Source organism: Rhodococcus opacus, assembly GCF_012396235.1.
Classification (GTDB): domain Bacteria; phylum Actinomycetota; class Actinomycetes; order Mycobacteriales; family Mycobacteriaceae; genus Rhodococcus_F; species Rhodococcus_F opacus.
On the sequence record NZ_JAAXPA010000004.1, the window covers coordinates 250,706 to 265,578 of the forward strand.

13 protein-coding genes are annotated in these 14,873 nt (G+C 68.6%); 10 read left to right on the plus strand and 3 right to left on the minus strand.

Annotated features, from left to right (window positions below; genetic code table 11):
- The first annotated feature begins 36 nt into the window (after positions 1–36).
- From HGB39_RS07155 to HGB39_RS07165, 3 genes are all read left to right on the plus strand, one after another.
- A complete protein-coding gene (locus HGB39_RS07155; RefSeq protein ID WP_064080198.1) occupies positions 37–819 on the plus strand; it encodes an enoyl-CoA hydratase in 783 nt (260 codons plus the stop codon).
- A 160-nt stretch (positions 820–979) separates the two neighbouring features.
- Entirely contained in the window at positions 980–1,588 is a 609-nt protein-coding gene (locus HGB39_RS07160; protein ID WP_043791242.1) for a hypothetical protein, read from the plus strand.
- A 45-nt stretch (positions 1,589–1,633) separates the two neighbouring features.
- On the plus strand, positions 1,634–3,157 hold the full coding sequence (locus HGB39_RS07165; RefSeq protein WP_005569539.1) for an acyl-CoA synthetase: 1,524 nt from the start codon (positions 1,634–1,636) through the stop codon (positions 3,155–3,157).
- Here the strand turns inward: HGB39_RS07165 and HGB39_RS07170 are convergent, their stop codons facing one another.
- Complete coding sequence (locus HGB39_RS07170) at positions 3,158–4,192, minus strand: LacI family DNA-binding transcriptional regulator (protein ID WP_005569540.1); 1,035 nt, start codon at positions 4,190–4,192, stop codon at positions 3,158–3,160.
- Between the two features lie 147 nt (positions 4,193–4,339).
- Between HGB39_RS07170 and HGB39_RS07175 the strand changes: the two genes are divergently transcribed.
- The 6 genes from HGB39_RS07175 (at position 4,340) to HGB39_RS07200 (ending at position 11,199) form a co-directional block, all read left to right on the plus strand.
- Positions 4,340–5,512 (plus strand): acyl-CoA dehydrogenase family protein, encoded by a 1,173-nt coding sequence (locus HGB39_RS07175; RefSeq protein WP_005261379.1) that lies wholly within the window; start codon positions 4,340–4,342, stop codon positions 5,510–5,512.
- Complete coding sequence (locus HGB39_RS07180) at positions 5,509–6,663, plus strand: CaiB/BaiF CoA transferase family protein (RefSeq protein ID WP_005569541.1); 1,155 nt, start codon at positions 5,509–5,511, stop codon at positions 6,661–6,663. The genes HGB39_RS07175 and HGB39_RS07180 overlap by 4 nt, the downstream gene beginning before the upstream one ends.
- 138 nt (positions 6,664–6,801) lie before the next feature.
- Complete coding sequence (locus HGB39_RS07185; protein ID WP_005261381.1) at positions 6,802–8,169, plus strand: MFS transporter; 1,368 nt, start codon at positions 6,802–6,804, stop codon at positions 8,167–8,169.
- 15 nt (positions 8,170–8,184) lie between these two features.
- Positions 8,185–8,844, plus strand: a complete 660-nt coding sequence (locus tag HGB39_RS07190) for a response regulator transcription factor (protein WP_005261382.1) — start codon at positions 8,185–8,187, stop codon at positions 8,842–8,844.
- 1 nt (position 8,845) lies between these two features.
- Positions 8,846–10,261, plus strand: a complete 1,416-nt coding sequence (locus tag HGB39_RS07195; RefSeq protein WP_005261383.1) for a sensor histidine kinase — start codon at positions 8,846–8,848, stop codon at positions 10,259–10,261.
- Positions 10,258–11,199, plus strand: a complete 942-nt coding sequence (locus tag HGB39_RS07200) for a TAXI family TRAP transporter solute-binding subunit (protein WP_005261384.1) — start codon at positions 10,258–10,260, stop codon at positions 11,197–11,199. The genes HGB39_RS07195 and HGB39_RS07200 overlap by 4 nt, the downstream gene beginning before the upstream one ends.
- 26 nt (positions 11,200–11,225) lie before the next feature.
- Here the strand turns inward: HGB39_RS07200 and HGB39_RS07205 are convergent, their stop codons facing one another.
- Together HGB39_RS07205 and HGB39_RS07210 are read right to left on the minus strand one after the other, a co-directional pair.
- Positions 11,226–11,990, minus strand: a complete 765-nt coding sequence (locus HGB39_RS07205) for a trans-aconitate 2-methyltransferase (RefSeq protein WP_005261385.1) — start codon at positions 11,988–11,990, stop codon at positions 11,226–11,228.
- 49 nt (positions 11,991–12,039) lie between these two features.
- Positions 12,040–13,197, minus strand: coding sequence for an acyl-CoA dehydrogenase family protein (locus HGB39_RS07210; RefSeq protein WP_005261386.1), 1,158 nt, complete (start codon positions 13,195–13,197; stop codon positions 12,040–12,042).
- A 331-nt stretch (positions 13,198–13,528) separates the two neighbouring features.
- Between HGB39_RS07210 and HGB39_RS07215 the strand changes: the two genes are divergently transcribed.
- On the plus strand, positions 13,529–14,857 hold the full coding sequence (locus tag HGB39_RS07215) for an MFS transporter (protein WP_005261387.1): 1,329 nt from the start codon (positions 13,529–13,531) through the stop codon (positions 14,855–14,857).
- Positions 14,858–14,873 lie beyond the last annotated feature (16 nt).

The following is a 14,873-nucleotide window of genomic DNA, read 5'->3' on the forward strand; positions in this document are numbered from 1 at the left end:
CGGTTGACAAGTACTCACGGGTGGTAGGCAGTAGTCATGACCGAGAACTTCGTCGAGACCACTGCCGAGCCGGACACCGGCGTCGCGTTCCTCACCCTGAACCGCCCCGAGCAGCGCAATCCGCTGTCGTCCGAGGCCATGCGGGACGTCACCGCGGCGCTCCGAAAGCTGGGCGACGACGACACCACGCGCGTCGTCGTCATCAGGGCTGCAGGACCGGTGTTCTCCGCAGGCCACGACCTGAAGGAGATGATCGGCCGCACACTCGAGGACGAGCAGGCCATCTTCGACACCTGCGTCGAGATGATGCAGACCGTGCAGGACATTCCCCAACCGGTCATCGCGTCCGTCCAGGGCGCGGCGGTCGCGGCGGGCTGTCAGCTCGCGGCGTCGTGCGACCTGGTCGTCGCGTCGTCGAACGCCGTGTTCGGGACGCCGGGGGTGAAGATCGGCCTGTTCTGCTCCACTCCGATGGTGGCCTTCAGCCGCGCGATCGGACGTAAGCGCGCCCTGCAGATGCTGCTCACCGGTGAGACGATCGGGGCGGAGACCGCCGCCGACTGGGGGCTGGTGAACCTGGTCGTGGCACCCGAGGAACTCGACGCGCAGACCCGGGCTCTCGCCGCGAAGATCACGAAGGCCAGCCCGCTCACGGTGAAAATCGGCAAGCAGGCGTTCTACCGGCAGATCGAGCTCCCTCAAGGCGAGGCCTACGCGGCGATGGCGGAGACGATGGCCACCAACGCGATCACATGCGACGCCCAGGAGGGCATGCAGGCGTTCGTCGACAAGCGCACACCGCAGTGGCAGGGAAAATAGCGCGCGCTGTCTGCATTGCGCGGTCCAGCGAACCGGCGAAGTATTGACCGTGCAGTGGCTGCGGCCGCGGGCCGTCGGTGCCCGCTGACGGTGGACCGCGACGGGTCGGTCACCGAGATCGTTCTCACTGCGGGGCGACCCCCGCGGGAGGTGACTATCGATGTTCATCCAGGTTATTCAAGGAAAGGTGTCCGACGAGGCCGGCCTGCGCCGGTGCATGGACCGCTGGACGGAGGACGTGCGACCGGGAGCGACGGGCTTCCTGGGCTGCACCCAAGGATTGTGCGACGACGGAACGTTCATCGCCCTCGCGCGGTTCGAATCGGCCGAAGCCGCCCGGCGAAACAGCGAGCGTCCCGAGCAGGGCGCGTGGTGGGCAGAGACCGAGAGGTGCTTCGAGGGTGCCGTGTCGTTCATGGACTGCCCGGACGTGATGGAGTGGATGGGTGGTGGCTCGGACGACGCGACATTCGTTCAGGTCATGGAGGGGCACACCTCCGACGCGAGTCGGATGCGGGAGCTGCTGGAACAGGCCGAACCCCAGGTTCATCAGCTGCGCCCGGAGATCCTCGGCGGAACGTTGTGCACGTACGGCGACGGCGGGTATGTCGAGGCGGTGTACTTCACCTCGGAATCGGAGGCCCGCGAGCACGAGAAGGTCGAGATCCCGGACGACCTGCGGTCGTTGTTCGAGGAAGAGGGGCGGTTGATGGGCGACGTGTCGTACTACGACATGCACGAGCCGATGTTGGTGCCTGCAAGGCGGTAGCCGAAACCTCCGGCAAGGTACTTGGACGTCCTATAACCTTCGTGCATGAGTCTGGATGCGCGTACCGATACCGTCGACGGAGTGCTGCGGCGCTCGGCCGCCAAGTTCCCCGACCGCAGGGCGCTGACGTTCGAAGACCGCACGTGGACGTACCGTGAACTCGACGACGCGGTCAGCCGAGCGGCCGCCTACCTGCAGTCGCTCGGACTGTCGGCCGGTGAGCGGGTGGCCGCGTACGGCACCAACTCGGACGCGTACACGATCGGGTTCCTGGCCTGCGCGCGTGCGGGTCTCGTGCACGTCCCCGTCAACTATGCGCTCGAGGGCGAGGAGCTGACCTATCTGGTGTCGCAGTCCGGGAGCGCCGCCGTGCTGGTCGATCCGGCGCTGAGGGGCGCGCTCGACTCGGTCCGGGACGCGCTCGAACTGCGCCACGTGGTGCCCCTGCGCGACGCCGAAGACTCGCTTCTCGCCCACAGCGGCTCCGGCGACGTACCCGTGCTCGCGGTGCCGGTCGCATCCACCGATCTGGCGCAATTGCTGTACACGTCCGGGACGACATCGAAGCCGAAGGGCGCCATGATGACTCACGGCGGTCTCGTGCACGAGTACGTGTCGTCCGTGATCGCCCTCGCGCTGAGCGACGGCGACAATCCGCTGATCTGCATGCCGCTGTACCACTCGGCGGGCATGCACGTCTTCATGATGCCGTACCTGTCGGTGGGCGCCACCGTGAATCTGATGCAAACCCCGGACATCCCGGAGATCCTGCGGCGCATCGAGGCGGATCGCATCGGCTCGCTGTTCCTGGCGCCGACGGTGTGGGTGCCGCTCGCCGGACATCCGGATCTCGAGACCCGCGACCTGTCGTCGCTGAAGAAGGCGCAGTACGGCGCGTCGATCATGCCGGTGACGGTGCTGAACAGGCTGCGTGAACGCTACCCCGACCTCGGGTTCTACAACTGCTTCGGACAGTCCGAGATCGGTCCGCTCGCCACGGTGCTGCAGCCCGAGGAACACGAGGAGCGGCCGTCGTCGTGCGGCAAGGCCGTGTTCTTCGTCGAAACGCGGGTGGTGGATCCGGACGGCAACGACGTTCCGGACGGCACGCCCGGTGAGGTGCTCTACCGTTCACCCCAGCTGTGCCTGGGGTACTGGGACAACCCCGACGCCACCGCGGAGGCGTTCCGCGACGGCTGGTTCCACTCGGGCGATCTGGTGACGCGGGACCCGGAGGGGTACATCACCGTCGTCGACCGCATCAAGGACGTCATCAACACCGGCGGCATCCTGGTGGCGTCGCGCGAGGTCGAGGACGCCGTCTACACGCATCCGGACGTGGCCGAGGTGGCCGTCATCGGGACCCCGGACGACAAGTGGATCGAGGCGATCACCGCGGTGGTGGTGCTGCGGGAGAACGCGGCCGGCGTGACGCCGGACGGGTTGATCGCCCACGTCAAGGAGCGCATCGCGCCGTTCAAGGTGCCCAAGCAGGTGGTGTTCGTGGACGAGCTGCCCCGCAACCAGAGCGGGAAGCTTCTCAAACGCGAACTGCGGGCGACGCTCTGACTACTTCCTGGTCGACGCCCGCTCGATCAGCTCGACCGGGAGTTTCACCGATTCCACGTCGTTGCCCGCGATGATCGACAGGAGATGACGCACACCCGTCGCGCCGATCAGGCGCGCGGGTGACCGGACGGTTGTCAGCGGCACCGGCAGCTGGGCGACCACCGGAATGTCGTTGTATCCGACGAGCGCGAGATCTTCGGGGATCCGCAGCCCGAGGTCCCGGGCGACGCCGAGTACGCCGATCGCGATGGTGTCGCTGACGGTGAAGATCGCCTCGGGACGCGAATCCGACTCGAGGAGAACGGTGGCCGCGGCGACACCGCCGGACACGTCGAAGTCGGAGCGGACGACGCGATCCGGGCGGAGTTCGATGCCGTTCTCGGCCAGCGCGTCGCGGAACCCGGCGAGGCGGTCGCGGGAGGTGCTCGCATGGTCGGGGCCTGCGATGACGGCGACCTCGGTGAAGCCGCGGTCGAGGAGATGGCGTCCGGCGAGGTAGCCGCCGCGGTGGTCGTCGCCGGACACGAACGGCAGACCGACGTCGGCGTGCCGGTTGAGCTGCAGCATCGGCAGTGCCCCCACCGACAGCGAGTCGACGAATTCGCGGCCGGGACTGTGCAGGCTGCTGAGCAGCAGACCGTCCACCTGCCTGCTGACGAGGAACTCGATGGCGCGGCGCTGGGCGTCGAGGTCATCGGGTGGGCTCGACAGCAGCACGGAGTAGCCGGCCTGCGTTGCCGTCTCCTCGATGCCCTGGAACATGGTCGCGACCACGCCGTCGGTGAGTCGCGGCATGACGACGCCGAGGGTGGTGGTCTTCCGGGTCCGCAGGCTCGCGGCCCACAGGTTGGGCTGGTAGCCGAGTTCCACCGCCACCTCGCGCACCCGCAGCGCGGCCTCGGACCAGCCGTCGGCGGGTTCGGGCTGCCGGAGCACCCGGGACGCCGTCGACACGTGGACGCCGGCGCGTTCGGCGATCTCGCGGAGGGTAGGCGGACGCCCGGAGGTGCGTGTCGGGCGGTCCGGCTGGTTCACGGGCAATCCTCGCGCTCGGGGACGGGGGCCGGTGGGCGTCGTGGTTGACGGCCGCCGGAACGCGCCTTAGTCTACGTGACGAAATCGTTCGTGCAATCGTTCTCGCGAACGTTTGCACATCAGCCCCACCGGCCCCGTGGAGGAACAATGTCCGACCCGCAGTCCCTGTCCCAGCTGTTCGCCCTCGACTCGCTGCTCGACACCGAGGAGATCGCGATCCGCGACACCGTGCGCCGATTCGCGGACGAGAAGATCCGGCCGCACATCGGCGAATGGTTCGAAGCGGCGGCACTGCCCGTGCGTGAACTGGCGGAAGGGCTGGGCGAACTCGGCGTGCTCGGCATGCACCTCGAGGGATACGGCTGCGCCGGCATGAGCGCCACCGCCTACGGCCTGGCCTGCCTGGAACTCGAGGCCGTCGACTCCGGAATCCGCAGCCTCGTGTCCGTCCAGGGCTCGCTGGCCATGTACGCGATCCACCACTACGGCAGCGAAGACCAGAAGCAGGAATGGCTGCCCCGCATGGCCGCGGGCACGGCGATCGGCTGCTTCGGACTGACCGAGCCCGACTTCGGCTCCAACCCCGCCGGCATGCGCACGGGCGCCAAGCGGGACGGTGACGACTGGATCCTCAACGGCACCAAGATGTGGATCACCAACGGATCCGTCGCCGACGTCGCCGTCGTGTGGGCACGCACCGACGACGGCATCCGCGGATTCGTCGTGCCCACCGACACCCCCGGCTTCTCGGCGCCCGAGATCAAGCACAAGATGTCGCTGCGGGCGTCCGTCACCTCGGAACTCGTGCTCGAGGACGTCCGGCTGCCCGAATCCGCGATGCTGCCCGAGGCCAAGGGACTGTCCGGTCCGCTGGGCTGCCTCAACGAGGCACGGTTCGGCATCATCTTCGGTGCGATGGGCGCCGCCCGCGACTGCCTCGAATCCGCCATCTCCTACGCGCAGGACCGTCAGGTCTTCGACAAGTCGCTCGCCGCTTACCAGATCACGCAGGTCAAGATCGCCGACATGGCCCTCGAGGTCGGTAAGGGCCACCTGCTCGCGTACCACCTCGGACGTCTCAAGGATCGCGGCGTGGCGCGTCCCGAGCAGGTCAGCACGGGCAAGCTGAACAACGTCCGCGAGGCCATCGCCATCGCCCGCGAGTGCCGGACCATCCTCGGCGCCAACGGAATCACACTGGAATACCCCGTGATCCGTCACGCCAACAACCTCGAGTCCGTGCTCACCTACGAGGGAACGTCCGAGGTGCACCAGCTCGTGATCGGCAAGGCGCTGACGGGCGAGGCAGCGTTCCGGTGAGCAGGTCGCTCGAGTCGGCTGGGAGCGCATCCCTGGACGGCCTGCTGATCGCCGACTTCGGACGGGTGCTCGCCGGGCCGTACGCCACGATGCTGCTCGCCGATCTCGGCGCCGACGTCGTCAAGATCGAGCGCGCCGGCGTCGGGGACGACACCCGGCAGTGGGGGCCGCCGTGGGTGGGCGACGAATCCACCTACTTCCAGTCCGTCAACCGCAACAAGCGGTCCTTCGCCTGGGATCTGCGTGAGCCCGCCGACCTGCAGCAGGCGCGGGAACTGACCGCCCGGGCCGACGTGGTGGTGGAGAACTTCCTTCCCGGCACGATGGACCGGCTCGGGCTCGGCTACGACGCCGTGCGGGAGATCAATCCCGACGTCGTCTACTGCTCGGTGACCGGGTTCGGCGGCCAGAACGACCTGCCCGGATACGACCTGCTCATCCAGGCCGTCGGCGGGTTGATGAGCATCACCGGTCCCGAACCTGGCGTTCCGACGAAGGTCGGGGTGGCCGTCGTCGACATCATCACCGGACTGCACGCCGCGGTCGGGATCCTGGCGGCGCTGCGTCACCGTGATCGCACCGGGGAGGGGCAGCGGGTCGAGGTGAATCTGCTGTCGTCGCTGCTGTCCGCCCTCGCGAACCAGACGTCGGGGTATGTGGGCGCCGGTGTCGTCCCGCAGGCGATGGGCAACCGGCACCCCAGCATCGCGCCGTACGAGGTCTTCCGGACCGGCGACCGTCCGCTGGTGCTGGCGGTGGGGAACAACCGTCAGTTCGCCTCTCTCGTCGAGGTTCTCGGTGTGCCCGAACTCGCCGACGACGAGCGGTACGCGACCAACACGCAACGGGTGGCGCACCGCGAGCAACTGGTCCGGGACATCACCGCGGCGCTGTCCGCGGGCTCGGCCGACGAGTGGTTCGAGAAGCTGACCGCGCAGGGTGTCCCGTGCGGCCCGCTCAACGACATCGCCGACGCTGTGGCGCTCGCCGAGCGGCTCGGGCTGAATCCGGTGGTCGAGATCGACGACCCCCGCAGGGACCGGCCCGTGCGTCAGGTGGCGAACCCGATCCGGCTCAGCGCCACCCCGGCGAGCTATCGCAGCGCGCCGCCGCGGCTCGGCGAGGACACCCCAGCCGTGAGTACTTGTTAACGTCCCGCGGTTAACAAGTACTCACGGGGGCTCTTCCCTAAGGGAGTGTTAGGAAGGCTCCGCGGCCCTTCCGTATCGATGTGACGTGACCCACTGTGGTGTGAACGCAGAGATCCAGGGCATCGAGAGGAGTCCCGCGTGAGCACCACATCGACGGGTGAGCGCCGAGTCATCGGCAATGTTTTGAAAGGTTCGGTCGGCAACCTGATCGAATGGTACGACTGGTACGTCTACGCGGCGTTCAGTGTGTACTTCGCGAAGGAGTTCTTCCCGGAGGGCGACACCACCGCGCAGCTGCTTTCCACGGCAGCCGTTTTCGCGGTCGGGTTCCTGATGCGGCCGATCGGCGGCTGGATCATGGGACGGTACGCCGACCGGCACGGACGCCGATCGGCGCTCACCCTGTCGGTGACCGTGATGGCGGCGGGTTCGCTCGTCATCGCCGTCACGCCGTCCTACGCGAGCATCGGGCTCGTGGCACCGGTGATGCTGGTGATCGCCCGGATGCTGCAGGGACTGTCGGTCGGCGGCGAGTACGCCACCAGCGCCACGTACCTGGCCGAGGTCGCGTCGCCGGGTCGGCGCGGGTTCTACTCGAGCTTCCAGTACGTCACGCTCGTCGCCGGGCAGCTGATCGCACTGGGTGTGCAGATCATCCTGCAGCTGACGCTGCCTGCGGAGGCCATGCAGTCGTGGGGCTGGCGGATCCCGTTCCTGATCGGCGCCGCCGGTGCCGTCGCGGTGATGTGGCTCCGTCGCACGATGGACGAGTCGGAGGCGTTCACCGACGAGGTGGAGGCGAAGCGTGACGCAGACACCTCGGACGCTGGGCCGAAGGAAGGTTCGCTCCGGATGCTGCTGCAGTACCCCCGCGAGTGCCTGCTGGTGTGCGCCCTGACGCTCGGTGGTTGCGTGGCGTTCTACACGTACACCACGTACATGCAGAAGTACATGATCAACACGTCCGGCATCTCCAAGGACACGGTGGCGTGGATCAACTTCGCGGCCCTGCTGGTGTTCATCGTGTTGCAGCCGATCGGCGGCGCATTGTCCGACCGCATCGGTCGCCGGAAGCTGCTCATCTTCTTCGGGATCGGCGGAACCGTCCTGACCGTGCCGCTGATGACCGTGCTCGGGAAGACGACGAACCCCCTGGTCGCGTTCGGCCTGATGATGCTGGGACTGATCGTCGTCACCGGATACACGTCGGTGAACGCGATCGTGAAGACCGAGCTGTTTCCGACCAAGGTCCGCGCGCTCGGGGTCGGGCTGCCGTACGCGCTCACGCTGGCGATCTTCGGCGGAACGGTCGAGACCGTCGCCCTCGCCCTGAAGCGGGCCGGCCACGAATCGCTATTCTTCTACTACGTGACCGGGTGTATCGCGATCTCGCTCGTCGTCTACTTCTTCATGCGTGAGACTTCGGACGGTTCGCCGCTCGACCGGGCGACCAGCCGGGAGGACACCCCGGACGACGACGTCGAGCTGGTCGACTCGCGGAGCTGATCGAAGGGAAGAGAAGTGCAGATCGCGGTGGTCGAGGACGACGACGGAGTCGGCGACGCACTCGTGGAAGCACTGGCCACCCACGGCCACGAGGCGGTGCGCATGCGGCGCGGCTCCGATCTCCTTCTCGGCCATCGCGGTATGGACGCGGTGATCCTCGATCTCGGTCTCCCCGATGCGGACGGCCTGCAGGTGCTCCGGCAGCTGCGGGCCGTCAGCGACGTTCCGGTGGTGATCCTCACCGCCCGCGACGACGAACGGTCGGTGGTGCGGGGACTTCGGGGCGGTGCGGACGATTACCTCGTCAAGCCGGCGCGGCTCGCGGAATTGCTGGCCCGGCTCGACGTCGTGACCCAGCGTCGCCGCGCGACCGCGGCCTCGGCCGAGCAGACGGTCACCGAGGGTGACGTGGTGGTCGATCTGGCGGCACGTGAGGTGGAGGTCGGCGGCGCTCCGGTGGCGTTGACGGCCAAGGAGTTCGAGCTTCTCGAGGTGCTCGTCACCCGTCCCGGTGCGGCCGTGAGCCGCCAGCAACTGATGGATGCGGTGTGGGGCGACGCGTACGTGGCCATCTCACGCACCCTCGACGTGCACATGACCGGGCTGCGCGCGAAACTGGGCCGGCCCGGGCTCATCTCGACCATCCGCGGGTACGGCTACCGCTGGGGCACCTGACGTGCGCCGCCGTGTACTCGCCGTTCTGCTGGTGTTCGCGGCCGTCGCGGTGGTGGCCTTCGCCGTCCCGCTGGCGCTGGCCACCAGCGCCGGGAGAACCCAGGCTCTGCGGCTGAGCCGGGAGGCGGACGCGACGCATTTCGCCAGCCTCGCCGGACAGACCCAGGCGCCCGGGAGTACCACGCTGCTGCGGGAGGAGGTGGCCCGCTACCACGAGTTGTACGGCGAGGGCGTCCTCATCGTCGACGCGAGAGGCAACCTCCGCGCGGGAGCCGGACTGTCGCCGGACGACTCCGACGTCGCCGCGGCGGTCACGGCGGGACTGCGCAACCAGAAGCAGGGGATCAGCGGTTCGCTGACCCCGTGGTCGGCGGACCGTGTCCTGTCGGCCGTACCCGTCGGCACCGGAGCGCAGGTGGACGGTGCCGTGGTCCTGGACGTGTCCACCCGCGCCGCACGTGAATCCATCCGGACGTCGTGGCTGGTGATCGTCGCGGGGGCGCTCGTCGCGCTGGCGGCGGTCACCGCGGTCGCGATCGCGCTGTCCCGGTGGACCGTTCGTCCGCTCGGGGCGCTCACCGCCAGGGTCGGGGCCCTCACCGACGCGGTCCCGTCGCCGCGTCCGCGGGTGCGCCGCAGCACCGGTCGGCCGACCGGCCGGTACAGCGGCCCGCCCGAGGTCCAGGAACTCGCGAAGGCGTTCGACACCATGTCGGGTGCCGTCCAGGCGTCCGGTCAGGCGCAGCGGCAGCTGATCGCCGACACCGCCCATCAGCTTCGAAACCCCCTCGCGGCCCTGCACATCCGGTTGGATTCCCTCGGCCCGCATGTCTCCCAGTCCGGGGCCGAGACCTACCGCCGGACCGGGATGGAGGTCGATCGGCTCGGCGGGATCCTCGACGGACTGCTGGCACTCGCCGTCGCCGAATCGCCCGCGGAATCCGCCGACGACGAGACCGCGCACGGCGGATGCGACGTCGGTGCCGTCCTCGCGGACCGTGCCGACGCCTGGACGGAGGCTCTCGGGGAATCGGCGATGGACCTCGTGCTCCGGGAACCGGCCGAACCGCTGGTCGCCGACTTCCGATCCAGCCACCTGGCGCAGGTCCTGGACGTCCTGCTCAGCAACGCACACAAGTACGCCGGTCGAGGTTCGACGGTCCGGATCGACACGGGACGGTCCGCCGCGGGAATCGAGATCCGGGTGAGCGACGACGGGGTCGGGGTCGGCGAGGACGAGATCGGCAAATTGTCGTCACGCTTCTTCCGCGGGTCCGGGGCGGGGCAGCAGGGCACCGGGCTCGGGCTGTCCATCGCGACCGCGCTCGTCGAAGGCGGCGGTGGGGCGCTGACCATCGCTGCGCAGCAGCCACACGGGCTCCGGGTGACGCTGACCCTTCCGGCGGTGGCGCCGTGATCACGCGACGCGCACTTCTGTGCGGCGTCGTCGCCGTGGGAGCCACCGCGGCCACGGGTTCGGTGCTCGCCGCGTGCTCGGACAGCGGCCGCGATCCGCTGCGGCTCGCCGCCGGTGAGGAGGGCGGATTCTTCTGGGAGTTCGCCCAATTGACGGCCCAGGCCGCGGAGCGTGCCGCACTGCCGGTGAGCATCGTCCCCGTCCGCACCGCGGGGTCGATGGACAATCTGGCGGCGCTGGCATCAGGAGACGCGGAACTGGCTCTGAGCCTCGCCGACGCAGCCGTATCGGCTCTCGAGGCCGGCGCCGGATTCACCGCCATCGGCAAGGTGTACGAGAACTACATGCAACTCGCGGTGCGCGCCGATTCCGGGATCGCGGACACCTCGCAGCTGAGAGGAGTCCGAATCAGCTTGGGTGCCACAGGCTCCGGCGCGGAACTGACGGGCGAGCGGATCCTCGAGGTGCTGGGTCTGGCGGGACCGGGCGACGTGACCCGTCTGCACCTGTCGATGACCGACGCGGGGCAGGCGCTGCGTGACGGCACCGTCGACGCGGTTCTGTGGGCCGGTGGAGTGCCCACCCCGTCGTTCGCGAATCTCGGAATCCCGCTGCGCCTACTCGACCTGTCCGCCGAACTGGAATTGCTGCGGGAGCGGTTCGGCCCGCGCTACGAGCCGGTGCTGATTCCGCCCGGCACGTACGGACAGCAGACGTCGGTCGCGACGATCGGTCTCGCGAACCTGCTGCTCGCCGACCCGGCCGTGTCCGACAGTGCCGCCGGGGCCATCGTCGAGGTGCTCATCGACCACGCGGCGGAACTGGTGCCGGATCAGGCGACCGGCAGCCAGTTCCTGGACCGGCAGTCGCTGATCGTCACCGCGGGGGTTCCGCTGCATCCCGGCGCGGCCGCGGCGTACCGGAGACATCACGGCTGAGCCGGTCGATCACTGCACCTGGTCGATCACTGCACCTGGGCGACGACGAAGATGCGCCGGAACGGGAAGAACGTGCTGCCGTCCGGTCGCCGGGGGTATGCCGCGTCGAGGAGTGGGACGAGCTCGTCGCGGAAGCGGTCCCACTCCGGCGCCGCGAGGGCGTCCTTGACCGGGCGGAGCGCGGTGCCGGTGATCCACTCCAGAACCGGGTTTTCCCCGGTCAGCTGTTGCACGTACGTGGTCTCCCACGCGTCGACGGCACACCCGGCGTCGGCGAGTAGACCGGCGTAGTCGGTGGGATCGTCGACGACCTTGCTCTCGCGGAACGGCACGTCCGGCAGCAACCGGGACCACCGGTCGCTCGAGGCGAGGGCCCGGACGATCGTGTGCGACGGCGCGTCGAAGTTGCCGGGAACCTGCACCGCGATCCACGCCCCCGACGGCAGTTGAGTCGGCCAGCGACGCAACAGCTCCCGGTGTTCGGGCACCCACTGCAGGGCGGCGTTGGAGACGACGACGTCGGTGTCGGGCTCCGGCGTCCAGTCGCGCACGTCCTGCCTGCTGGCGTCGAGGCCGCGTTCACGCGCGGCCTCGACCATCTCGGGTGAGCTGTCGGAGGCCTCGAGGACGGCGTCCGGCCATCGTTCGGCGAGGCTGACGGTCAGGTTTCCCGGACCGCAGCCGAGGTCGACGACGCGGCGCGGTGACCGCGCGTCGACTCGCGACAGCAACTCGTAGAACGGGCGCCCGCGATGGTCCGCGAAGGCGAGGTACTTGTTCGGATCCCACATGTAGTCCTCCTCGCCCGAAACAGTACGCCCATACTGTTGGTGTGTGGGGTCAGAGGCCGAGATCCTTGGCGATGATCGTCTTCATGACCTCGCTCGTGCCGCCGTAGATGCGGGAGACGCGAGTGTCCGCGTACAGGCGCGCGATGGGGTACTCGAGGATGTAGCCGTACCCGCCGTGCAGTTGCAGGCACTTGTCGATGACCCGGCCTGCGGCCTCGGTGCAGAACAGCTTCGCTTTCGCGGCATCCGCGACCGTGAGTTCGCCGGCATCGTGCAGTTCGAGCGCGCGGTCGGCCATCAGCTGGATCGCCTCGACCTCGGTGGCGCACTCGGCGAGCACGAACTTGGTGTTCTGGAACGCCGCGACGGGCTTGCCGAACACCTTGCGCTCCTTGACGTACGCGATCGCGTGCTGCAGCGCGGCGGCCGCGGTGGCCGACCCGCCGAGCGCGATGGAGAGGCGTTCCTGGGCGAGGTTGTGGGTGAGGTAGCTGAAACCGGCCCCCTCGTCGCCGAGGCGGTCCGCCACGGGCACCTTCACGTCGGTGAACGACAGTTCGGCGGTGTCCGAGGCCTTCAGCCCGATCTTCTCGATCTTGCGACCCACCGCGAAACCCTCGGACGTCGTGTCGACGACGAGGATCGTCAGACCCGCCCGGCGGTCTTCGGGCGTGCTGGGCGCGGTGCGGCACACCACGAGGATCCGGTCGGCGAGCGCGCCACCGGTGATGAACGTCTTCGCGCCGTTCAGGACGTAGTGCGACCCGTCCTCGGACAGCTTGGCCGACGTCGCGATGTTCGCGAGGTCCGAACCGGTGCCCGGCTCGGTCATCGCGATGGCGAACATGATGTCGCCGGACGCGAATCCGGGGAGCCATCGCTGCTTCTGCTCGTCGTTCGCGTACTCGAGCAGGTACGGCAGGATCAGGTTGGTGTGGACGGAGTAGCTGCCGAACGTGACTCCGGCGGCCGCCGTCTCCTCGCCGACCACCGCGGCGAATTTGAAACTCTTCTCACCGCCGCCGCCGAACTCCTCCGGCACCTGGATGCCGAGCACCCCGAGCTCCCCGAGACGACGGTAGAAGTCGCGCGGGGGATGCCCTTCGCCCTCCCACTCGTGGTGGACGGGTGCGACTTCCTTGGCGATGAAGTCGCGGATCGTCTTCCGGAACGCGTCGTGATCTTCGTTGAACACCGTACGCTGCACGGGTTTTCTCCTTCGAATTACAGTGCGTAACTGCCTGGTACGCCCTTGCCGATGATCATCTTCCGAACCTCGGACTGTTCGTCGGATCGAACGTCCGGGCGAGGCGGCTCATGGGATGAGAATGCCCGATTCGGCGGGGCCCGGCTAGGGGCGTTCGGCTATCGGTCGGATAGCGCACTCCAATGCACACCAGGCTCCTCGAATCCGCCGACTCATAGGCAGACGTAGCCGGTGCCTTCGCCGAGTGCGTATTGATCGCGGGCACCCCGGTACGTTCAATGAACCGTGACACTGTGACCCACGCCACCACGCCTTCCGAAGGGATCACCACGTGACCCGCTCCACTGCCATCCTCGACCGGACCGTCGCCATCGGTTCCGAGTCCCGCAGCCGCGCTTGGGGCCTGACCGGGCTCCTCGTGCTGCTCTACGTCGTCAACTACGCAGACAAGGCCGTCCTCGGCATCATCGCCCAACCCCTCGCCCACGAGCTGGGACTGAGCGCCTCGCAGATCGGGCTGGTGGGAAGCCTCTTCTTCCTGACCTTCACCGTCGGCGGGTTCTTCGCCGGCGCGCTGAACCGCTGGATGTCGCTGCGGTGGGCGCTGCTGCTGCTCGCGATCGCCTGGTCCGTCGCGATACTCCCGCTCGTGGTCGTCGCGTCTTTCGCGGTGCTGCTGGTCAGCCGCCTGCTGCTCGGGCTCGCCGAAGGTCCGAGTTCGGCTCTGCTCCACACGGCGGCGTACTCGTGGCACGCACCCGCCAAGCGCGGACTGCCGAGCGCCCTGCTCGCCGGTGCCGCGTCCATCGCCAAGATCGCCGTCGCGCCTGCTCTCGCGTTCGTGACCGTCACGTTCGGGTGGCGCTACGCGCTGGTCGCGCTGGCGGTCATCGGGGTCCTGTGGTGCGTCGTATGGCTGACCGTCTGGAGCGAGGGCCCGTACATTCGCAGCGGCAAGGGCGCCGATTCCGCGGCCCCCGGTGACGCGGGCGAACCGGCGGTGCCGTGGGGTCGCATCTTCCGGACCCGCACGTTCATCAGCGGCGCGCTTCTCGTCATGAGCGTGTACGCGCTGGTCGCCGTGGTTCTGACGTGGCTGCCCTCGTACTTCGAGGTGGGCCTCGGATACAGCCGACTCCAGGCCGGCTCGATGTTCGCATTCCCGAGCATCGCCGGGCTGATCCTGATGTTGCTCTCGTCCGTGATCGGCGACCGTCTGCTCGCACGCGGCTCGACGTCCCGCGTCGTCCGCGTCATCGTCCCCGCCGTCGGGGTGCTGATCTGCGGAGCGATCCTGCTGGCACTCCCGTCCATCACCGCACCCGCTGTCGCCGTCCTCGTCGTCTCCGTCGGCTACGGCTTCGCCGCGTCGGTGTTCCCGTTGCTCAACGCGGCGATCTCGGAGATCTGCCCGCCCCGTCAGACCGCGGGCACCCTGGGCGTCTTCCTCGCCGTCATGGCGATCGGCGGCCTCGTCGCCCCCTACGCGACGGGTCTGATCGTCGACGCGGCTGCCTCGCCCGCCGAGGGTTACGCCACCGCGTTCCAGTCGCTCGGCCTCGTCGCCGCCGTCTGCGCCGTCGGCGCCCTGGTCTTCGCGAACCCCGAGCGCGACAAGAAACTCGTCCGGGGCGACGCTGCGGACATAGGCACGAACTAACCCTGTGATCGGCCGA

Bases quoted from the DNA above. Each gene is read 5' to 3' on its own strand.
- HGB39_RS07155 (WP_064080198.1), top strand. From the start codon at position 37: ATGACCGAGAACTTCGTCGAGACCACTGCCGAGCCGGACACCGGCGTC.
- HGB39_RS07160 (WP_043791242.1), top strand. From the start codon at position 980: ATGTTCATCCAGGTTATTCAAGGAAAGGTGTCCGACGAGGCCGGCCTG.
- HGB39_RS07165 (WP_005569539.1), top strand. From the start codon at position 1,634: ATGAGTCTGGATGCGCGTACCGATACCGTCGACGGAGTGCTGCGGCGC.
- HGB39_RS07175 (WP_005261379.1), top strand. From the start codon at position 4,340: ATGTCCGACCCGCAGTCCCTGTCCCAGCTGTTCGCCCTCGACTCGCTG.
- HGB39_RS07205 (WP_005261385.1), bottom strand. From the start codon at position 11,990: ATGTGGGATCCGAACAAGTACCTCGCCTTCGCGGACCATCGCGGGCGC.